The sequence below is a fragment of the Carnobacterium sp. FSL E2-0243 genome, from assembly GCF_038003605.1.
Classification (GTDB): domain Bacteria; phylum Bacillota; class Bacilli; order Lactobacillales; family Carnobacteriaceae; genus Carnobacterium; species Carnobacterium maltaromaticum.
The window spans coordinates 877,895-900,310 of sequence record NZ_JBBOPM010000001.1 but is presented as its reverse complement, the minus strand read 5'-3'; the positions used below and the strand labels follow the sequence as shown (position 1 = coordinate 900,310).

Annotated in this window: 21 protein-coding genes; 3 read left to right on the top strand and 18 right to left on the bottom strand. The window is 31.1% G+C overall.

The annotated features are described in order from the left end of the window. Positions 1-10: 10 nt before the first annotated feature. Positions 11-1,132, bottom strand: a complete 1,122-nt coding sequence (locus MHI00_RS04095; RefSeq protein ID WP_341111337.1) for a glycosyltransferase family 4 protein — start codon at positions 1,130-1,132, stop codon at positions 11-13. A gap of 211 nt (positions 1,133-1,343) precedes the next feature. On the opposite strand from MHI00_RS04095, the gene MHI00_RS04090 reads away from it, so the two are divergent. Next, entirely contained in the window at positions 1,344-2,387 is a 1,044-nt protein-coding gene (locus tag MHI00_RS04090; RefSeq protein ID WP_341111334.1) for an acyltransferase, read from the top strand. 86 nt (positions 2,388-2,473) lie between these two features. Here the strand turns inward: MHI00_RS04090 and MHI00_RS04085 are convergent, their stop codons facing one another. From MHI00_RS04085 to groES, 17 genes are all read right to left on the bottom strand, one after another. Beyond that, positions 2,474-5,086, bottom strand: a complete 2,613-nt coding sequence (locus tag MHI00_RS04085; RefSeq protein WP_341111331.1) for a glycoside hydrolase family 73 protein — start codon at positions 5,084-5,086, stop codon at positions 2,474-2,476. Between the two features lie 77 nt (positions 5,087-5,163). Beyond that, positions 5,164-6,063 (bottom strand): glycosyltransferase family 2 protein, encoded by a 900-nt coding sequence (locus MHI00_RS04080; protein WP_341111328.1) that lies wholly within the window; start codon positions 6,061-6,063, stop codon positions 5,164-5,166. Beyond that, the gene (locus tag MHI00_RS04075; RefSeq protein WP_341111326.1) at positions 6,053-6,952 is read right to left on the bottom strand and encodes a glycosyltransferase family 2 protein; all 900 of its coding nucleotides are present in this window, start codon (positions 6,950-6,952) and stop codon (positions 6,053-6,055) included. Before MHI00_RS04075 ends, MHI00_RS04080 begins: the two co-directional genes overlap by 11 nt. Before the next feature lie 45 nt (positions 6,953-6,997). After that, positions 6,998-7,840, bottom strand: coding sequence for a dTDP-4-dehydrorhamnose reductase (gene rfbD, locus MHI00_RS04070; RefSeq protein WP_341111320.1), 843 nt, complete (start codon positions 7,838-7,840; stop codon positions 6,998-7,000). Further along, positions 7,837-9,126, bottom strand: coding sequence for a flippase (locus MHI00_RS04065; RefSeq protein WP_197092965.1), 1,290 nt, complete (start codon positions 9,124-9,126; stop codon positions 7,837-7,839). The genes rfbD and MHI00_RS04065 overlap by 4 nt, the downstream gene beginning before the upstream one ends. A gap of 4 nt (positions 9,127-9,130) precedes the next feature. Continuing rightward, entirely contained in the window at positions 9,131-10,018 is an 888-nt protein-coding gene (locus tag MHI00_RS04060; RefSeq protein ID WP_341111310.1) for a glycosyltransferase family 2 protein, read from the bottom strand. Positions 10,019-10,100: 82 nt separating this feature from the next. Next, positions 10,101-11,084, bottom strand: a complete 984-nt coding sequence (gene rfbB / locus MHI00_RS04055; protein WP_341111307.1) for a dTDP-glucose 4,6-dehydratase — start codon at positions 11,082-11,084, stop codon at positions 10,101-10,103. 1 nt (position 11,085) lies between these two features. Next, positions 11,086-11,646 (bottom strand): dTDP-4-dehydrorhamnose 3,5-epimerase, encoded by a 561-nt coding sequence (rfbC, locus tag MHI00_RS04050; RefSeq protein ID WP_157455814.1) that lies wholly within the window; start codon positions 11,644-11,646, stop codon positions 11,086-11,088. A gap of 16 nt (positions 11,647-11,662) precedes the next feature. Further along, positions 11,663-12,535 (bottom strand): glucose-1-phosphate thymidylyltransferase RfbA, encoded by an 873-nt coding sequence (gene rfbA, locus MHI00_RS04045; RefSeq protein ID WP_341111304.1) that lies wholly within the window; start codon positions 12,533-12,535, stop codon positions 11,663-11,665. A 14-nt stretch (positions 12,536-12,549) separates the two neighbouring features. Continuing rightward, on the bottom strand, positions 12,550-13,284 hold the full coding sequence (locus MHI00_RS04040) for a glycosyltransferase (RefSeq protein WP_341111298.1): 735 nt from the start codon (positions 13,282-13,284) through the stop codon (positions 12,550-12,552). Positions 13,285-13,307: 23 nt separating this feature from the next. Beyond that, positions 13,308-14,093 carry a glycosyltransferase gene (locus MHI00_RS04035; protein ID WP_341111295.1) on the bottom strand — a complete coding sequence of 262 codons (786 nt, stop codon included), beginning with the start codon at positions 14,091-14,093 and terminating at the stop codon, positions 13,308-13,310. Positions 14,094-14,339: 246 nt separating this feature from the next. Then, positions 14,340-15,170, bottom strand: a complete 831-nt coding sequence (locus MHI00_RS04030; protein WP_341111294.1) for a glycosyltransferase — start codon at positions 15,168-15,170, stop codon at positions 14,340-14,342. 30 nt (positions 15,171-15,200) lie between these two features. Beyond that, complete coding sequence (locus tag MHI00_RS04025; protein ID WP_157455819.1) at positions 15,201-16,388, bottom strand: glycosyltransferase family 4 protein; 1,188 nt, start codon at positions 16,386-16,388, stop codon at positions 15,201-15,203. Positions 16,389-16,654: 266 nt separating this feature from the next. Continuing rightward, positions 16,655-17,659, bottom strand: a complete 1,005-nt coding sequence (galE, locus tag MHI00_RS04020) for a UDP-glucose 4-epimerase GalE (protein WP_341111289.1) — start codon at positions 17,657-17,659, stop codon at positions 16,655-16,657. A 192-nt stretch (positions 17,660-17,851) separates the two neighbouring features. Beyond that, complete coding sequence (locus MHI00_RS04015) at positions 17,852-18,841, bottom strand: choloylglycine hydrolase family protein (protein WP_341111288.1); 990 nt, start codon at positions 18,839-18,841, stop codon at positions 17,852-17,854. 375 nt (positions 18,842-19,216) lie between these two features. Continuing rightward, complete coding sequence (gene groL, locus MHI00_RS04010; protein WP_010051496.1) at positions 19,217-20,848, bottom strand: chaperonin GroEL; 1,632 nt, start codon at positions 20,846-20,848, stop codon at positions 19,217-19,219. Between the two features lie 42 nt (positions 20,849-20,890). Beyond that, complete coding sequence (gene groES, locus MHI00_RS04005; RefSeq protein ID WP_010051495.1) at positions 20,891-21,175, bottom strand: co-chaperone GroES; 285 nt, start codon at positions 21,173-21,175, stop codon at positions 20,891-20,893. Between the two features lie 320 nt (positions 21,176-21,495). Between groES and MHI00_RS04000 the strand changes: the two genes are divergently transcribed. Together MHI00_RS04000 and MHI00_RS03995 are read left to right on the top strand one after the other, a co-directional pair. Next, on the top strand, positions 21,496-22,146 hold the full coding sequence (locus tag MHI00_RS04000; RefSeq protein WP_010051494.1) for a CPBP family intramembrane glutamic endopeptidase: 651 nt from the start codon (positions 21,496-21,498) through the stop codon (positions 22,144-22,146). 57 nt (positions 22,147-22,203) lie between these two features. Further along, positions 22,204-22,410 (top strand): YdiK family protein, encoded by a 207-nt coding sequence (locus tag MHI00_RS03995; protein ID WP_015077243.1) that lies wholly within the window; start codon positions 22,204-22,206, stop codon positions 22,408-22,410. Positions 22,411-22,416: the final 6 nt, after the last annotated feature.

The following is a 22,416-nucleotide window of genomic DNA, read 5'->3' as shown; positions in this document are numbered from 1 at the left end:
CTTAACAATTTCACTTTACTAGTTCGGTTACCATACGATTAAAACTCTTAGCTGAGTTTTTAAAGGTCCATTGTTGAATGATTTCATAGGAGCTTTCGCCCATAGATAAAATGTCTTTATTACTTAAAATAATTCCGATTTTTTTAGCTAGTTCTTCGCTATCTCCTCCTTTATAAACATAGCCATTTTCGCCTTCTTTTACTAAGTCTAAGGAACAACCACATCCATCCGAAACAATAATTGGCAATTTGGCTGCCATCGCTTCATTTACGACTAACCCCCATGCATCATTTATAGATGGTAAAATAAATAGATCACTCATATAATAGTGCTTATACAATAGTGACTGTTCCTCAATAAAACCAGTTATTGACATAGAAATATTATTAGAAATTCCGTATTCTACTAAATCTTTTTCTTGCTCGGCAGTACCTCCTCCAAAAATAATAAAATGGATATCTTCTCGATCCAACTTGACTAGAGCATCGATTATATCTTTTACATTTTTTTGAGCCAATAATCTACCGCTATATGAAATAATTATTTTATTTGGATCGATAGCGTACTTAGCACAAAGCTGCTTCCGTAATTGTTCTTTTTCATCTTCATAAGACATTATAACTTCTATATTAGATGTTAGTATTTGTGGATAAACTTTTTTTTGATAGTTTAACACTTCTGAAAAATATCTTTTAGCTACTGTTCCATTTCCAAATACTGCAGCAGAATTATGAAGTACAAATTTCTTTATCAAATTTTTCAAACCTGTACCGCCTTCTTTTAGTTTTCCTGGGGAAATACCATCTAAAAGAATTACAGAGGGCTTCTTATACCATTTACATAATATAGATAACAGTATATAAGTTGCGCTACTATATCCTCCAATAATAATCAAATCATTTGCTTTAACAATTTTTTTCAAATTTGTATGAATTGCCCCCATACCTTTTATCTTAAAAGCAATTGGCAATTTTTCTTCTGAAAAATTACGCTCACCAGATAAATCCCATGAACGATCCACCATTTTTTCACTAATATAGTAGGCTTGAATTTCAGCATATTTTGAATATTCTTCAAATTGTTTCATCCTATATGGAGCAGCTGCATAGGTAACAAAGGCTACTTTTTTCATTTTAATTCCTCAATTTCTTTTTATTTTTATTTTTGCATCTTTAACATTATAGCATAATTTATTATATGCATTCGTTTGAAAATTACTTTTTTTCATAATTTCACATTATTCTTCTATAAACTGTTCTTACGTAGTTCAGATTTACAATACTACATTTTTTTGTAAACAACTATGCTATACTTGTATTTATAATTAAGAAAAGGAGATTTTTATGAAGAAAAAAATTATTTACTTAGAAGTTTTAAGAATTTTAGCTGCATTTTTTGTAATTATTAATCATACAAATGCAGGCGTTTTTCAAAATGTTTCGTTTTCTGCAACTTGGAGTTTTTCCATTATTTATTTTATTCTTTGTAGATCAGCTGTTCCTATATTTTTCATGGTTTCTGGTGCCTTATTAATAAAAAAATTGGATACTTACCACTCGCTAGGAAAACGAATTTTCCAAGCTTTTTATCCGCTTCTAATAGCTTCAATTTTCTACTATTTAACGGGTCCTCAGTATCAAAATAAAAGTATTGTTGATTTTTTAGTTAGATTTTATAGTAGTAAAATGACGAATTCTCTTTGGTATATGTATGCATATATTGCTTTGCTTTTAATGTTACCTTTTATTCGCTCTATGATTCAACACTTTAATAAAAAGGAATTTTATTATTATTTTTCTTTAACTTTTATTTTCTCAGCACTTATTCCTCCATTTTTAGTTCAATTTGATTTACCTAGTATTTTCGATAAGTTTCAGTTACCTATGCTTAACATGTATCTTGCCTATTTTATTGCTGGACATTTTTTTGTACACGTATTCAAACCTCATACAAAAAATTATATTTATTGTATAGTTGTGCTTCATTTATCAAGTATTTTAGGTACTTTTTTTGCAATTTATCATGATTATCAAAAAAATCCAACTGGCTTTTTCCTATTTTGGAATGAAATTGAACATTTTAATATTGCAATTATGAGTATCACTTTTTTTCTAATTATCAAATACATTTTTTCAACGATTAAATTACCGCCTATCTTTGAACAAATTATTTTAACTGTCAGTAAGGCAACTTTTGGTATTTATTTAATTTCAGATTACATTATTAGAAAATTTTATTTCCTTTATACAATATTAGGTGAACACATTAACAAATTTATTGCAATGCTTTTAGTTGAGCTACTTATTTTCATCATTTGTTTTACTGTTGTTTTCATTTATACACACTCAAAAAAACAGATACAGTCTTTAATCAAATTTACTATATAAAAAATAAGTTAAAAATACTAACTAAGTTAGCAAAAAAAGAAGATAATCAGTCTAAGGATGCCTTAGATTGATTATCTTCTTAAATTTTATTGAAATTTCAACGCGTCTTTCGTTATCCAACCAATACCACCACCATTTTGAGTAATCAAATAAAACTCGGTTCCATCAGTTGCTTTTGCCATAGATTTAACCTCTACTGTTTGATTTAAGATATTGCTAGTATAGGCATTATTTGGAATCATCTCATTAGTTGCAGTATTAAATGTAAATTTCTGTGCACTTTTAATTACAGTAGCTTTCTTATTGTAATCACTTGAACTATTAATTGTTGAGCTTAACTGCAATGTACTGGCATCTACCCAACAAATTGTACGCCCATCAATATTAACAAGATAAAATTTCTTTCCTGAAATTGTAGTAACTTCTTGAATTAAATTAACTCTTTGCCCAACTAATTCAGCAAGCGAGTAGGTTAAGGGTTGTAAATAATTACTATTATCAGCAATTGTATATCTTTTACCTTCTGATTTTATTAAAGCACCTTTTGTAGAAACTTTTTTATTTGTAAATTCTTCACCAATTAGAATATCAGATTCTTTCACCCAACAAATTGGTGTAGTCCCATTGTTAACTAAATAATATTTATTGCCATCATTAGAAGTGACTTCTTGAGTAACTGATAAACGTAGCCCAGTTAATTCACTTGTCATATATGGCGTAGGTAATAAATACCCTTGCGCATTCATTGAATACTTTTTAACTGGAATCTCAAGCATACCACCAGCATTTATTTTTTTTATAGGTCCATTAGCTTTACTACCTAATTCAACACTGTTCGAATCAACCCAGCCAATACCTGTCCCATTTGAATTTAAAATCAAGTAATGTGTTGTACCAGACATAGTTTTAGCAGAATCAGCAACAATAACTTGCTGACCCACGATAGTATCTGTAAAACCATTCGTTGCATTTAACAATTGTCGATCTTCTTGCAATGAATATTTTCTAGCTGCTGAAACAACTAATCCACCATTATTATATCCTTGGGTACTACTCACTACTTCTGATAAAATTAAGTCTGATTCTAAGATCCAACAAATTGGTTGTCCATTACTATTCGTAATCAAATAATAGGTTGCACTAGAGTTTGATTGAACTTCTTTAATAATTTTAACTGATTTATTCACCATATCATCTGTCGTTAAATCTAATGGTTCTATATGTCCTAATTCAGCAATTCTATATTTTCTGGCTCCATTTTTTAATAAACCAGCTAATGAAACATTTTTTTGATTCCCTGCTGGTTCACTTAATTGTAATTTATCCGCCGGTATCCAGCAAATTCCTTGACCATTTTGTCGAATAGCATAATAGGTTACTCCAGAACTTGTCACTAATTTATGTGAAATTTGCACAACTTTGGATGAAAGTGAAGCTGTAGTCATAGTCAGTTTTTCAATCCTTTTTAAACCATCAGGAACTCTATAACGAGGTGAATCAGAAGTAATCATTCCTGTCATATTTATACTTTCAACACTAGTTACATCTTCGTAAAAAGTTAAATTTTCTTCCGCAATCCAACAAAAACCTCCACCATTTATTGTAGCAAGATAAAATGTTTTCCCATTATTTGTGACTGCTTTTTTAGCAATATCAGTTAGATAGCCTCTAGGTTCTAAAACGCTATTCACTGTACCAGGTACTTTTTCAATAAAATGATTACCAACCGGAACATTATATTTTTCAGAATTCACAGCCACTTTAGCTTTTAAATTTACATCAGTAATTTCTTTTATGCTAACCCCATTTGCATTATCATATTGATCTAAACTATACATAGCAATAATACTATTTAAAGTTCGTGCATAATTAGGATCTGTTGCATATCTTCCTTGCAACCATTGAGTGGCATCTTGATAGCTATTTGTATTTTCAAGCCATGTCCCATTATAAAAACTAGAATTACTTGTTAATCCGTAGCGCAATAATTTTGCGTTATCTTCTAATGACTCTTTATAAGAGGGATACTTTCTAAAGGCTGCATAAACTTGAATGTATTCACCATTTACATATTCTGTTGTCCAAAAATAAACAGACTGCCCATTATAAGCACCCTTAATCCCAAACAAATTATTATTTGGTTCTATAGATAATCCACTTCCACCCCAAGCACTTTCAACAATAGCTTGAGCAATCATTACAGAAGCATATAACCCATAACTTTTTGCATGCCCAACTGCGTAGTCAGCAATTTTATTAATAAATTCTTGTTGATTGTTAACTCTCAACGATCTTTTAAATCTAGTGGGTTGTTCTTGATTCATTAAATCAATTGCTTGTTGACGTATTAAAGCTGGATCATAGGTATTTTCTTCAGTCTGTGGAACTTCATTTTTTTTCTCTTCTTTTTCTTCTTTTTCGAGAACTACTGAACTATCTGCATTACTTTGAGTTTCTGTCTTCTCTTCTTTTTTGTTTGATTCATCACTAGATGTACTCTCCATATTGCTAGAATCGATTGATGAAGAGTCAATAATTGAACTCTCGCTATCATCTTCAACTGCTTTCCCTTTATTTTCTTCATCACTGGCATAGACTTTCGCTTCTAAAATCAAGTTTGAAATCGGTGTAAATAACGTGGCACTTGCTACAGTTGTAATAATAACTTTTTTCCATTGATTATTTCTTTGTTTCTTCATTTATTTGCTTTTCGCCTCTTTTCTTTTTTATACAGTCGAATTTACTACTAATTTTTGACTTTTATCGTCTACTAAAACTATAATCTGTTTGAATACTTATTTTTCCCTGTAAATCCGTCTAAAAAGTAGCCTAAAAATCTCCAACCCCTTTTTTTAGTTAAGCCACTTTTTAATGTAAATAATAGAATATATGGATAAAACCTCAACTTATTCCTAAAATCACTATTTCTTTTCATAAACACAATTAAATTTCGATACATGAAATATTCTGAAAGCCCAGAAACTTTATTAATTGAAGCTGAACCTTTATGAACAACTTTGGCATCTGCAATACATGCAATAGCAAAACCAGCTTTTCCTATCTTTAAACACCATTCATTTTCTTCATAAAATAAAAAATAAATTTCAGGTATGACTCCAACACTTTGAATAACCGAAGTACTAACAAGCATACATGCTCCGCCAATATAATCACAAAAAATCTCTTTTCCATACACTTCAGTTTCATTTTTACCGCTATATAATCTAGTTACTTTCCCATGATTTAAATCAACAACTGAACCTGCTGACTCTAGAATGGTCTCATCTTCGTATGTGCACACACGAGGGCCCACTACTCCAACCTCTGGATTTTTTTCACTATAATCAACTAAAATTGATAAAAAATCAGGTTCTACCAATACGTCATTATTCAAAATACAGACGTAACTTGCCCCATTTTGAATAGCATAATCAATGCCAATGTTATTTCCATTGGCATATCCCAAATTTTTATTTGTTTGGATAAAATGATGCTCTGGTAAATTTTTTTTTAAAATTGTTTCAGAATCATCTGTGGATAAGTTATCGACTAATACAATCTGAAAATTCGAATAATTAATCTGTTCAACCGCATGGACACATTCAATCGTATCTGAGGCATTATTATAGTTTAAAACTATAAAATAAACAAGTGGAAATTTTTCTTTAACGTTCATGATTTTCTCCTTTATTATAAATATCCTTTTGGATAATATCATCTACTTTACTACGTAAATAGTTTTTAGCAATTGGTACTTTACACAAAGTAGATACTAGTTTGTACAATATATTCGAATTATTTTTAATAGCATTAATTGTTATTTGTTCTTTTTCTAAATTAAAATAGTGAATAATCAGTAAACTTATTTCATTTTTTAATAAAGAAAAATTTGTTACAGATATTCTACTTTTTAAAATTTGTTGAACATATAACTCGTATTCACTCATTAAAGCTGTTTCTGACATTGTGTTTTCTTCATGAACATATACAATACCTCCAATAGTCGTTACATTAAAATAAATCATTTCTTTATCTAATGTATTTACCCAAAATAACCAATCTTCACAATAATCCATGTCTTCAGGAAATTTCTTGGCAATAGTTGACCTAAATGTTAGAGCATGTATTGGAAAAATGTTATGAGCAAATAACTCATTTGAAAAGTTATATTTAGGAAAGATAACTTTTAATACTGTATTTGATTCCGATCTATACTCTATTCCATGGCAATAAGCCGAAAAGTTCCGATTTTCTTCTAAAAATAGAATACTTTCTTCAAGTTTATTTCCCAGAAGCACATCATCTGCATCTAAAAACTGAATATAATCACCACTAGCTTTTTTTAACCCTTCATTTCTGGCTAAAGCTCGACCTTTTTTTGGCAATTGATAGTAATAAATTCTGTCATCATTAACGGAAGTAACAATTTTATTCGTTTTATCCGTTGATTGATTATCCATTATAAGAACTTCAAAATCCAAATAAGTTTGGTTTAGACAAGAATCAATTGCTCTTTTAATCGTTCTTTCACCATTATACACAGGAATAATAATAGAAACTTTCAAATTAAATTCAACACCTTTAAACTAGTTTATTATAATGAACTGTATTTACTTTTCAATTGATTGGAGGAATGCAGCTAAGGCTTCTTCCCATGTTGGAATAGCATAGCCTAGTTTCTTAGTTTTACTTAAATCCATAATTGAATGCTTGGGTCTGATAGCTTTTTGGGGAAATGCTGAAGAATCAACTGGTTCAATTTGAACATTTGATTCTTTTAGAATTTCTTTAGCAAATTCATACCATGAACAGCTATTATCGTTTGAAAATTGGTAAGTGCCGTATTCAGCTTTTTGAGCAACTATATAAATCATAAACTCTGCTAAATTTCTAGTCCATGTTGGTCTTCCAAATTGATCATTCACTACAGTCAATTTAGAATGTGTTTCAGCTAGTTTTTGCATGGTAAACACAAAGTTCCCACCAAATTCACCATATACCCATGAAGTCCGAATGATATAATGCTTCGAAGCATACTTTTTTACTACTAATTCTCCCTCATATTTTGCACGACCATACTCATTTTTAGGATTCGGAGTATCTTCCACTTGATATTCATTTAAATTAGTCCCATCAAATACATAATCCGTACTAATATAAACTAACGTTGCTCCAACTACTTCCGCTGCTTTAGCAACATTACGGCTTCCATCAACATTAATCAATTGATTAATAGTTTTTCCTTCATCCTCTGCTTTATCAACTGCAGTATAGGCTGCACAATGGTAAATGACTGTAGGATTTATCTCAGTAATAATTTTTTTCACTATTTCTTCTTTGGTTATATCCATCACCTTTGAATCAGTAGAAATATAAGAAATATTTTGCTCATCCAATATTTTTTTTAACTCCGTACCTAATTGTCCATTTCCACCTGTAATTAAAACTGTCATAATATCTTCACTTCTTCCTTATTTTCTATGGTACCTTTAATAATATTAATTCCTTTTCTTCTTAGAACAACATACATAGCAATTGTCACAATGCTTTCTATTAAAGTAACATTAATGGCCGTTCCAACTTCTTTAAATAAGGGAACTAATATCAAGGTTGTTAAGATACTAAATATACTTGAATAAATATAAATTCTTGATAGTTGCTTTTGGTAACCAAAATTAATCAAAGTTAATACTCCTAAAACATTTGCCCAACCAATAATTAATGGTAAAAATGACATAATTTGAATTAAAACAATTGAGTTATCATAACTTGATCCAGCAAATAAAGGTAAAATAATACTTGAACCAAATAACAAAACAAAGCAACCCGCCCCTATTACAACAGTAATAATAAGACCTATTTTACGAATCAATAATAAAGCTTCTTCTTTAGATTTTTCTAAAACAATACTGATATGTGGGTATACAGCTTGGATAATTGGCGAAATTACACTTGAGCAAGCTTTGATAATTTTATCTGCTGCTGAAAAATAACCCACAATTGTATTACTCGCTATAAATCCTAGAATAACAGTATTACTCGTTGTATATAAGCTAGAAAACATATTAGATATAAAAATATCCCACCCCTCTCTCATTTGACTACTAATATCGTGCCAACTAGGGATAATAATTTTTATTTTGTATTTAAAAAATACAATAAACAATGAGATAACTCCGATTAAAATAAAACCTAATGAATTCAAAATGGCTGCATTTAAATAATCTTCTGGTTGTTTTACAACAAAAAAAATACCAATTGTGAAAATTAATTTTGAAAAAACATTTAATAAAGAAATTACTTTCATTTCTTCAATTCCTTGAAAAAACCAGGTGGGAAATAATACGTTCCCAACAACCATTCCAAATGTAAAAACATAAATAAGCGCGTCATTCCTAAATTTCGGAACAAAAAAAACAAGTAGCGCTAAAAATACAAATGAAAACAGTAGTAAAATTAATTTGGCTGCCATTACTGAGCTAAACATTTTAGAGACTTTCTCTTTATCGTCTCTTACCTTAGAAATATCACGTGTTGCAATTAGATTAAAACCGTAATCTGTAAATAAAATAAAATACTGCATAATCGCCTGTGCAAAGCTTATTAATCCAAAATGGCTAACCCCAACTACCCTCATTAAATAAGGTAATGTAATGATTGGCAATACATAATTCAGCACTTGCACACTGGCTAGAGACAAAAAATTATGTACAATCTTATTATTTTTAATTTTTTCCATAAATTTAATCCCTCAGCTTCTTTTTAGTATATCGATACGGCCCCATTCTTTTTAAACATGCATCTTTAGTACCTCGAATGATATTAAACATCTTGAAATTTTTTTGATCCTCTATTAAAATTATTTTAATAATTTCCATTATTGAGTTAACAAAATCAATTTTAATCCATTTTTTTTGAGTTCCAAAATACTCTTTATATACAATCAACCGGTTTCTTGTAATATAGTATCGTCTAATCGGATTATGATTCGTTGATGATAATTTTTTTCCAAAAATAACACGCTCGGTAACTTCCCCCAAGCTATGAACCAAGGTTGCTTTAAAAGATTGTATTATAGGATAACCTAATTTTCTCAGATGAAAACAAAATTCATGATCTACAAAATCAATAAAAAAATCACCTCTGAAATGAACATTCGCTTTTACAAGTTGATTTACATGTAATAAATTCCCGGATGTCATAGCTGTTTCAATCATAGAATAAGAGTGATTACTCACTTTAGCCATATCGTATTCTATACCATTAGTAGGATGTTTATATGTTGGGCTAATTAAAATCGGAAATCGGCCTTCTTTATCTTGAAATTCTTTAGCTGTTTCTAGCATGTTATTGACAAAATTTTCAGTTACTACACTATCTTGATCAAAGGTAAATAACCAATCAAATCCTTCATCGCTGGCTTCTTGAATACCCATATTTAAAGGTTTTGCGATACCCTCATTTTGATTATTATAAATAACCTTAATCCCATTTTCTCTTAATTTAAATCGATTCGAGATAGAAGAGTTGTCAACTACTAAGATATATTCAATTTGTTTTTTTAATTTAATTATATTTTTGTAAACTTCTTCGTCAGGATTATAGGTAACTACAACTGCCATTTTTTTCATAAAATACTCCTAACTTTTTACTCATTTTTTCTAATTGAATAGAGGAAAAGAGAGAAAACTAATGTCATCTCTCTTCCATCTATTAGTTTAATTCAGCCCGTTCTTTTAATGGACGCCACCATGCTTCATTTGCCTGGTACCATTCAATGGTTTCAACTATTCCCGTATCAAATGTATACTTTGGTTTCCAGCCCAGTTCAGTTTCTAACTTAGTTGGATCAATTGCATAACGTTTGTCATGACCTAAACGGTCTTCCACATACTTAATTAAATCACGTGATAGTCCTAATTTTTCAATAACAATTTCAACAATTTCGTTATTGGTACGTTCATTGTGACCACCAACATTATAAACTTCACCTTTACGACCTTTGTGTAAAACTAAATCAATTGCTTGGCAATGATCTTGTACATGTAGCCAATCACGAATATTTAGACCATCACCATAAATTGGCAACTCTTTATTATCCATTCCATTACTAATCATCAACGGAATTAATTTCTCTGGAAAATGGTATGGTCCATAATTATTCGAGCAACGTGTAATATTGACATTCATACCATAGGTTTCATAATAAGCACGGACTAACAAATCGGCTCCTGTTTTACTTGCTGAGTAAGGACTATTCGGTGCCAAAGGTGTTTCTTCAGTAAAATATCCTTCTGCTCCTAATGATCCATATACTTCATCTGTTGAAACTTGTAAATATTTTTCAATAGAAAGCTCTTTAGCAACATCCAATAAAGCTAATGTTCCTTGGATATTTGTTTCAACAAATATTTCAGGATTTAAAATACTGCGATCCACATGTGATTCTGCTGCAAAATTAACAAAGTGAGTAATATTATAGGTTTTAACAAGATTGCGAACTAATTCTCTATTACAAATATTACCTTCTACAAAAATATGGTTTGGATTATCCATTACATCATCTAAATTATGGATATTACCTGCATACGTCAATAAATCTAGGTTAATTATTTTATATTCAGGGTGATTTTCCAACATGTAGTGTACATAATTACTACCAATAAATCCTGCCCCACCAGTTACTAATACATTCATTTTATTTTACCTCCCAAATAAAATTATTTTCTGCATCTTTTAATTGTGGATGCTTAGTATCTTTTTCAGATAAAATAGCATCGTTCATTGGCCAGATAATTCCAATATCTGGATCATCATAAGCAATTCCGCGATCATTTTCGGGAGAATAAAGCTCATCAACTTTATATTGCACATTTACATTGCCTGTAATAGTACAAAAACCATGCGCAAATCCTTGTGGAACTAATAGTTGGCGATGATTATACTCACTTAAAATATAGCCTTCCCATTGTCCATATGTTGGAGAGCCTTTACGCATATCTACAAGTACATCGTATATAGCGCCTGTTGTCACACGAACTAATTTAGTTTGTGCTTTTGGGTTAGTTTGATAATGCATTCCACGAATAACACCTGGTTCAACTGACAATGAATGATTATCTTGGATAAATTTATTTGGAATTCCTGCTTCACTAAATTTATTTTCGGTATAACTTTCTGTAAAAAAACCTCGATGATCCCCATATACCGGTGTTTCTATAATTTTAACATCTTGTAATTTTGTTTCAATAATTTTCATCCAAATTGCCTGCTTTCTAGATTATAGTTTCTGCTAAGCGTAATAGATACTGTCCATAACCATTTTTCTTTAAAGGTTGTGCTAGCTCTAATAATTGTTCTCGGGTAATATACCCCATTCGATAAGCGATTTCTTCTAAACAAGCTACTTTAAGATTTTGACGTTTTTCAATAGTTTCAATGAAAGTTGACGCTTCTAATAAAGATTCATGAGTCCCTGTATCCAACCAGGCAAAACCACGTCCCATTAATTCTACATCTAACTTACCTGCTTCTAAATAGACCTTATTAACATCCGTAATTTCTAATTCGCCACGCTCAGACGGCTGAATATTTTTAGCAATCTCCACAACTTGATTATCATAAAAATATAAGCCCGTCACTGCATAATTACTTTTCGGTACTTCTGGCTTCTCCTCAATTGAAATAGCACGCATCTCTCCATCAAATTCTACTACCCCAAAACGCTCTGGATCATTTACATGATAACCAAAAACAGTCGCTCCTGAGGTTTTAGTAGCAGCCCGTTGTAGCATTTTAGACATTCCACCACCATAATAGATATTATCACCTAAAATTAAACATACAGAGTCCTCACCGATAAACTCTTCTCCTAGAATAAAAGCTTGCGCTAATCCATCCGGACTCGCTTGGATCTTATACTCAATATTTAACCCTAATTCATTACCGTTACCAAATAATTGCTCGAAGCGAGGAGTATCAGTTGGTGTTGAAATAATTAGAATATCTTTAATCCCCGCTAACATAAGTGTTGACATTGGATAATAAATCATTGGTTTGTCATAGATGGGCATCAATTGTTTTGAGACTGCTTTAGTTAACGGGTACAAACGAGTTCCACTTCCACCTGCTAAAATAATTCCTTTCATTTTGGCACATCCTCTTATTTTAAATTTTCAACTTTATTGTTACGATTTCTACGATAATTAAGAATCTCTCTCAACATATTAAAACGACCTTTTAGTTGTTTTTTTAAAGTTCTTTTATTAATAGCCGTTACATTACCACCATGTCGCACATACTTCATTAAGGGCTCTTCAATAATAATAATTTTTTTATGCTCCATTATAGCAACTAAGGCAATCCATTGATCATGCATCTCAACTTTTTCGGGAATTGGAAGAATCAAATTCACCATCTCTTTTTTTAAAGCCATCATACAACCTGTATAAGCATTTTTTTTAAGATTACCAATAAGACCCTGTTGTAAATTATTTTTATTCAAATTATTCCAAGAATTAGAAAGTCTATTTAAATCACCATCAACAACTACAGAATCATGAACAATAATATCAGCATTTTCATTTTGAAAACTGTTCATTACCATTTCAACCTTATTATCTAACCACAAATCATCTTGGTCAGACAAAAAAATGTAGTTTCCTTTAGCCATTTGAACGGCCTTCTCAAAACTTTTTATCGGACCTGAATTCACTTGATTCTTAACTATTTGAATACGACTCCCATACTTTTCTTTTATTAAATCAATTGTTCCATCGGTTGAACAATCATCAATAATAATAATTTCATCCTCATCAACTAATTGTTTTACAATTGTTTCTAACTGGCGTATAACAAATTCTTCTCCATTATAGGTAGCCATGCAGACTGATATCATATTTTCACACTACTTCCACATTATTAAAAAAAGCGCCAACCCCATTTATTAAAAAACTTTCTCATTGATTGCATAAAAATTTTGAATAGTTTAAAGTTTTTATGTGCACCTTTTTCATAAAAATGAGTAATTTCAACAAATGGAGTATACAAAACTTCATAATTTCGTTTTTCTAGTTCTAAACACAAATCATAATCTTCAAAATACATAAAATATTGATTATCAAATCCATGAATTTCTTTAAAAGCATTACCTCTTAATAACATACAACAGCCTGAACCAATTCTAACTTTTGAAATAGTATCATCCGGTAGTTGCCTACATTCATATATTGCTAGTCGGTTATCAAAAAATTGTTTTATTAATTTTATTGGAATAAAACGTAATGCATAATCAAAAACAGAAACTTTATTCCTTATTAGATATTGTGTTGTTCCATCGGAATTTAAAACTTTCGGCACCACCAAACCAGCTTGTGGATTATCTTGAATAAGCATCAACATATTTTCTAAAGATATTCGATTCATGATTACATCTGGATTGAAAATCAAAAAAAATGGCTCCTCAGCATTGAGCAAATTATAGTTATGCCCAAAACCAAACCCTTCATTTTTATCATGAAAATGTAATTCTACAAAATCAGCATATTTACTTAATTTTTCTTGATAGGCTTTATCAGAGCAATTATCAAAAATCATTATTCTTAAAAAAGACGAATTCAAAAATTCTTTTTTCAAGTTATCTAATATTGTAAATATATGTTTACTATTGTAAGTCACTATACTTAGCACTACTATTTTTTTTTTCAAGGTGGCCACTTTCCTTTAAATTTATATGATTAATTAACTATTGTATTTAAGTATACCACGGAAGGGCTCTTAAATTTTTTTAAGAATTCATGAATTTTTCTCTCTAACTTTAACTTTCAAATTTAATTATTATCATTTATCCATAAAGTTAAAACTAAAAACAATCAATTCAATTCCTTTATAGATTATATAATGTTTTTTTTCAGTAAAATAAATGCCTTTTTACTTAATTATCATTCATCCAAATCAAACCGATTTAAACAACATTTTTATAATTAATGGAACTTTACTCGGACTAATCATTATACATTTTAACATCCTTACTACTGAATGACCATAATAACCAATCATTTTTTGAGGTTGATATTTTTTTATAAATTTCTTCTCATAAAATAAAATATTGTAATATCGATTATTCCCAACTGATTTTAAATGCTTCACAGATAAATCATGTTCTAAGACACAATTTATTACTAGTATTGTTTTTTTCAGCTTGTTTAGCATAAAAAATAACCAATGATCTAAGTAATCTAAAGGAAATTCTAAATTAAATCCACCAATTTCTTCTAAAAATTTTATCTTCAAGATAGCTCCTGAGTTAATACCCATAATATTAGCAGCACTATACTTTCCCGAAAGAGGAACAATACCTTTTTTATCTGTAAATATTGGTGAAATTATGCTTTCTTCATCTTTAATTTGCGGAATAATTGCATCACATACACAATCATTTTTTTCTATAATTGGAAATACTTCTTCAAGGTACTTCTCAGTTATTACGGTATCTTGATCTAGCAAACAAAGCCATGTATCTTGATTTTTTTGTGCATATTCAAAACCATAGTTATAAGCGGTGGCTATCCCTTTATTGCTTGGGTCATGTTGATATAGAACCTTTATATTTTTAGGGAAATTCAAGTATTGAATCTCTGTCTCGCTAGATATAGGACTATTATCATAAATAATTATGCTAATCATAGTTTGTAGATTTATTTTTTTTAATGAGTCCTCTAAAGATCTAATTGTTATTGAATTTTTTGGAGTCTCTTTATACAAAACAACAATAAAAGTAAACATTACTTCCCCCTTCCACCACACAGTTGTATTTTATTTACTCTCTAATAAAACGGATAGAGTCGCACTAATAAATTTTTCTTCTGTAAAATTTTGTTCGAAATACTTCCTACCATTCATTCCTAACTGTTTTGTTTCTTCTTTATTTGACATCATGTACTCCATAATGTCGGCAAACTCTTTTACATTCCCCGCCGAAACACATTTCCCACAATTAGATTCTTCAATAATTTGCTTAGCATCGCCATCAATAGCTGCAACAACTGCTTTTCCTGCAGACATATAACCTTGCAATTTCGCTGGAATTGTTAAGCCAATTTTATTTTCATTTTTTAAAGTTAATAAACATGCATCTGCCATTTCATAAAAACTTGGCATTTCCGAAGATGGATGGCGTCCATGAAATATAATCTTTCCCTCTAACTGATTTTCTTTTACAAGCTGAATACAATTATCAAGATTCGAACCATCACCAACAATATGAACTTTGAAATTTAGATTTGTTTTCATCTCCGCCACAGCTTTAATGATAACTTCAACATCTTGTACTAATCCAATATTTCCTGTAAATAAAAAATTAAAATCTTCAGTTTTTTTTGTAGCAACTGGAACAATAATATCTTCTGAATACTGAGGAAGATATATGGTTTTTTCAAAAGAAATTTGATTTTCTTCTTTTAAATAATCGGCAAATGAAGGCGAACTGATTGGGATAACATCTGCTTTCGAATAAACGTACTTACTAATTTTATGAATTAAATTAAATGCTTTAGTTTCCTCTTTGATATTCATAGCCTTAACACATTCAGGCCATATATCCATACAATATATAATTAATTTTGCATTATTACGCTTTGCAGCCTTGATTGCCGGGATCCCCATTGTTATAGGTGATACTTGATACACATAGACAACATCATAATTGTTTTTATTGAATAATGCCCAAAACCAACCACTTATAGCAAATGAAAGATAATTAAGAGATCTAAAAATTGGTCCAGTACGCCTAGCAACTGTAGGTACTCTATAAACATTTGTTCCATTATAAGATTGCTTTCTATTTTTAAAAAAACGATACTCTTTGGCTATATTACCAGTTTCATAATCAGGTAACCCAGTAAGGACATCAACCTGATGTCCTTTAGCTACAAAGTCTTGAACTACTTTATTGATTTTAAAATTATCTGGATAGAAACTTTGACTTACAACTAAAATTTTCATACCATCAACCTTACTTTATATTTTTATGACTACAAGGATTTTATTATTTTTAAACATAATCAGTTTTTCAAATAAAAACAAACTTCATACCATTATACCATAAATAGTAAATAATTAACTCTTTTTGTGATTTTTTTACGCATTAAAATTTTCCAACTAAATCTAAAAAAAATAAGACAATATGCTAACATTTGTCTTATTTTTTAAGATTTTTTTCAATCAAAAGAGTCCCACTGATAACATGTGATACTCCCTCTATAATTTCTTTAAAATTTCATTGATTCTCCACCGTAACCTTCTGGATGCTTCCCATGCCAATTCCAAGCAGATTCAATAATTTTATTGACGTCTGTATATTGAGGTTTCCATCCTAATACTTCACGAGCTTTATCACTAGCAGCAATTAATGTACTAGGATCTCCTGCACGACGTGAAACAACTGTAGCTGGAATTTCTTTCCCAGTCACTTCTCTAGCAGCTTCTAACATCTGCTTAACAGAAAAGCCCGTTGAGCTGCCTAAATTGAAGGTATTACTTGAATTTCCAGCCTGTAAGTATTCCAAGGCTAAAATATGTGCATCAATTAAATCCACCACATGAACGTAATCACGAATACAAGTACCGTCTGGTGTCTCATAATCTTCACCATAAATCGTAAATTTCTCTCTTTGACCAAGGGCAGTTTGCAAGATAATTGGCAATAAATGTGACTCTGGATTATGATCCTCTCCAATTGTTCCATCTAATTTTGCTCCGGCAACATTAAAATATCGTAACGCAACAAAGCGCATACCATAGGCTTTATCACACCATTTCAACATTTTTTCCATCATTAACTTTGTTTCACCATACGTACTTTCTGGATTTGTTGCTGCTGTCTCCTCAATTGGAATGACTTTTGGTTCTCCATAAGTTGCTGCCGATGAAGAAAATATAATGGATTTAACATTATATTTTTCCATCACTTCTAACACTACTTGTGTGCCATAAACGTTATTGTTAAAATAGTCTAAGGGTATCTCCATTGATTCCCCTACTAAAGAACTTGCGGCAAAATGGATGACGCCTTCAATATTTTCTTTAGTGAAAACATCTTCCATAAAAGCTTTGTCACGAATATCTCCTTGATAAAAACGGGCTTTATCTGGCAATGATTCTTTATGTCCTGTCTTCAAATTATCAACGACAGCTACATCATAGCCTTTCGTAATCAATTGGTCTACTGCATGTGAGCCTATATAACCCGCTCCACCTAATACTAATACTGTCATTTTTATTTCCTCCTCAAGCTATTAATCATTTTAGTGTTACTTACTCATCAAATTTAAGTATTTATTCTTTTAAGTCAAAATTAATTATACCTTACTATCAGATTCTTCTCACCTATTCATTCTAAATTTAACTTAATCTTAGTTTACTTTATCTAACTAAAAAGAATAGTCTTTTGACTATTCTCAAAAAACTTAATTTTTTATTTCCTTCATCTCCAAAATCTGAGGTATTTTTTCTAGTTCAAAACGGGTAATCGATTTTGATTGTTGCGCTTCTTCTTTAAATTTAAGTGTTTGAATTTGTCTATTTTCATAATTATGAAAGTAGATAATTTTTTCGGCTAGATCATATACGACTGTATAATGGGTTGTTTGAGAAGTCGCATTTCCTTTAGATTGAACAACACCTTTAGGGATATCAAAGCTATTAAATAAATGGAAAAGATGTCCTACAGCCTCTTCTTTCGTGACCTTTGCTGATAAAAATTTTAAAGCTGTTGCTCGAACAAATCTTGATTGCGGTGTATAATCTCCTGGAATTCCTAATAAACCAGAACCTTTTCCAGGAGAAAATACTGACTCGTTACCAAGTTGGATTCCTTCTACTGTCTGACTTGAAAGTTGAACATAATTTTGTAAATTAATTAAATGCCAATCAAAAGGAGGATTGTTAGTAAAAATACCGATTGGATTGTCAAAAATTTTAAAACCATTTTCAATAGAAGGCTCTACTACGATTGAATTCCCTTTGGTATCTTGAAAAACATAATGCTGTGGTAAGGATAACTCTCCTTCCGCCACTCCAATTTCACTATTAATTCTTGTTCTAATTTCTTCTAAAGTAGCACAATTTGATAGTGCCCATAGGACAACTTCTTGGCCACGCAATGCTTTTTTTCCTTGATCTTTGATACTTTTTTCACTTGAATAGTTATTGTAATGTGCAAAATAAAAACTTCCTCCAGCAATACCAGCTTGATTGACTCCATCAATCATAGTCGACATACCTTTCACACTAATTCCCATAACTGCATACTTTGTCTCAAACGCTGTTAATGTATCCTCTATTAAATAGTCTTTAGGGATAATTTCTCCTTGATACGGTAAATCTAAATCAAATTCTTGTGTTCTTCCCCAAAAAATAGTCTGTTCAACTGTTTTTAATGAAATACCTGTACACATCAAAATTCCTCCGTCTCAATTTAGCTTTCTTTTATTTTATCAAGTTGCTTCCATCTTTTTTAGCTATTATCTTATACTACTATAATAACCAATCAGTAGGTTATTATCAATCCTTCGTATATTTAGCTAGTAATAAACCTACATCCGAATTGTCTCTGAAGCTAGAAGCGAAATCTTGTTTAAAGTCATTTAACTCTATCGTTTCATAGCCATCAAGTGAGACTGTTACCGTTCCTTATTCAAAGACTTGTGGTTTCATATCTGCATTAGGAAGAGATTTTCAAGATAGCAAACAGAACACCGGCTAAATCAATAGGATCAACAATAAAAAGGAGGCTTTCTCATGATGAGAAAGCCTCCTTTTTTGTATTTAACTTACATCATGCCGCCCATCATTGATGGGTCCATTCCAGCGCCGCCACCCATTGGTGCTTCTGGAGCTGGTTTGTCAGCAACAACTGCTTCTGTTGTTAATAATAGAGCTGCAACACTAGCTGCATTTTGCAATGCGCTGCGTGTTACTTTAGTTGGATCAACAATCCCAGCTTCGATCATATTTACCCATTCACCGTTAGCTGCATTGAAACCAATTCCCGCTTCAACATGTTTTAATTTATCAACAATGACTGAACCTTCAAGTCCAGCATTTTCAGCGATTTGGCGTAATGGTTCTTCTAGTGAACGTAATACAATTCTAATTCCTGTTGCGATGTCGCCTTCTGCTTCTAATTCAGAAACTTTCTTTTGAACGTTAATTAAGGCTGTTCCACCACCGGCAACGATTCCTTCTTCAACTGCTGCACGAGTGGCATTTAACGCATCTTCAATACGTAATTTGCGTTCTCTTAATTCTGTTTCGGTAGCTGCTCCAACTTTAACTACTGCTACTCCGCCAGAAAGTTTTGCTAAACGTTCTTGTAATTTTTCTTTATCAAAATCAGATGTAGTATCTGCTGCTTGAGCTTTGATTAAGGCAACACGGTGTTCAATGTTTTCTTTGGCTCCTGCACCTTCAACAATCGTTGTTGCATCTTTTGTCACTACGGCTTTACCAGCGTGACCTAATTGTTCGATTGTTGTATCTTTTAATTCTAGACCTAAATCATCTGTAATAACTGTTCCACCTGTTAAAATCGCAATGTCTTCTAGCATAGCTTTACGACGATCGCCAAATCCTGGTGCTTTAACAGCTACAACATTGAATGTTCCACGAATTTTATTTAGTACTAATGTAGGCAATGCTTCTCCGTCAACATCATCAGCAATAATTAATAATGGACGACCTTGTTGGATAATTTGTTCAAGCATTGGTAAAACATCTTGGATATTTGAAATTTTCTTGTCTGTAATCAAGATATACGGGTTTTCTAGAACTGCTTCCATTTTATCGTTGTCTGTTACCATATATTGAGATAGGTAACCACGGTCAAATTGCATACCTTCAACAACGTCTAATTCAGTTTCAATTCCTTTTGATTCTTCAATCGTAATCACACCATCATTGCCAACTTTTTCCATTGCGTCAGCAATCAATTGACCAATGCGCTCGTCATCAGATGAAATTGCTGCTACTTGTGCAATCGCTTCTTTTGAATTAACGACTTTTGAAATAGCGTGTAATTCTTCAACCGCTGTTTTAGTTGCTAATTCAATCCCACGACGAATTCCAACTGGGTTTGCTCCTGCTGTTACGTTTTTTAAGCCTTCACGTACAATTGCTTGTGTTAAAACAGTTGCAGTTGTCGTTCCGTCTCCTGCGATATCATTCGTTTTAGAAGCAACTTCTGAAACTAATTTTGCGCCCATATTTTCAAAGTGATCTTCTAGTTCAATCTCTTTTGCAATTGTTACACCATCATTTGTGATAAGTGGTGAACCAAATGATTTTTCTAGGACAACGTTACGTCCTTTAGGTCCTAAAGTTACTTTGACTGTATTCGCTAAAATATCTACTCCGCGTAACATTGCGCTACGTGCATCTTCTGCAAATTTAATGTCTTTTGCCATTTTTCCTTCACCTCATAATTTTTTTAGTTTTTTTATTGGAGTTTAGTCAACGATTGCGACTAAATCATGTTCTTTTACGACTAAATATTCTTTGCCATCATACTTAACTTCAGCACCAGCATATTTTTCAAATAAAACGGTATCGCCTACTTTAACAGCGATATCAACTTTCGTACCATTTTCTAGCACACGGCCTTCGCCAATAGCGATGACTGTTCCAGTTTGAGGTTTTTCCTGTGCTGAACTCGTTAGCACAATGCCACCGATAGTTTTCTCTTGTTCTTTAGCAACTTCAATTATAACGCGATCTCCTAATGGTTTTAACACGTAAAATCCCTCCAGTTTTTCTTTTTATAATTTTTCTTTTTTAGCACTCTTTATATGCGAGTGCTAAACTACTCTTTTACTATAATCAAGTTCAGCAAAAAATGCAAGTCATTTACTCGATTTTTTTTTAAATAAATAGATAAAATTTTAAACTTTTTGCTAAAAATCATTAGAGAGTAAACTTGACTTACTTTCATTAAAAAAAACAAATTTTAAAACACGTGATTTCATAATATGCTATACTAATAAAATTGATTGCTATAAAGGAAGAAACAAAATTCACTAAGCAGTTAAAATTTTGACTAAAGAGGATTATACTATTGAAATTAACCATTAAACATACATCCATTGCGATACTATTCACGTATCTTCTCGCTCAACTTCTACCGGTTTTATTGGCACAAATTGCGCCTAAACAGCTGAAAATTGAATTCGTAGTCTATGGAACGTTATTATTTTTTGCTTTAGGTACTCTTATAATGATACAATTGAATCGAAAATCAACTATTCGGAACAGCATTACTTTGCAAAAATCACTTTCGCTTAAACAGGTTATTACTTGGGGAATTATCGGTGTTTTTGCCGCAATAATTATGCAAAAATTAGCACAATTTATTGAAGTTCATTTATTTCAGCAAACTATTGCTTCACAAAATTCAGCTGAAATTTTTGCGATTATCAACAAGTATCCTTTATTTTTATTGACGACTGTTTTATTTGGTCCTATTATGGAAGAGTTTGTTTTTCGTAAAGTTATTTTTGGTTTTTTCTTTGATTTAACTGGAGCTGTTGGCGCTGCTGTAATTAGCTCCCTATTATTCGCTTTTGTGCATATGGATGGTCATTTTTTAGTTTATTCAACAATGGGCTTGGTCTTTTGCTTTTTATATACGAAAACCAAAAATATCGCCACACCTATTATTGCCCATGTATTAATGAATACAATTGCAGTGATTTTAAGTCTAATTTAATTCTATTTAGAAGTTTCTCTTAACTTTGGGTTTTAACAGAAAGGAATTTTTAGTTCAATGAGTAAAAACGGGTTTTTCATTCAAATTATCTTCAATTATATTTTAGCCGCTGTATTCATTTGGTTTGCTGTTGATTTTGTCTCAACTTCTGGCTGGGGATTTTTTACAATTCTTTGTGTTTTAATTGCCACTAATGATTTTGTTCGTGCGACAAAAATGCTCCAAATTTATCTACAAATTAGTAAAAGCAACAAACCTAAATAGGTTTGC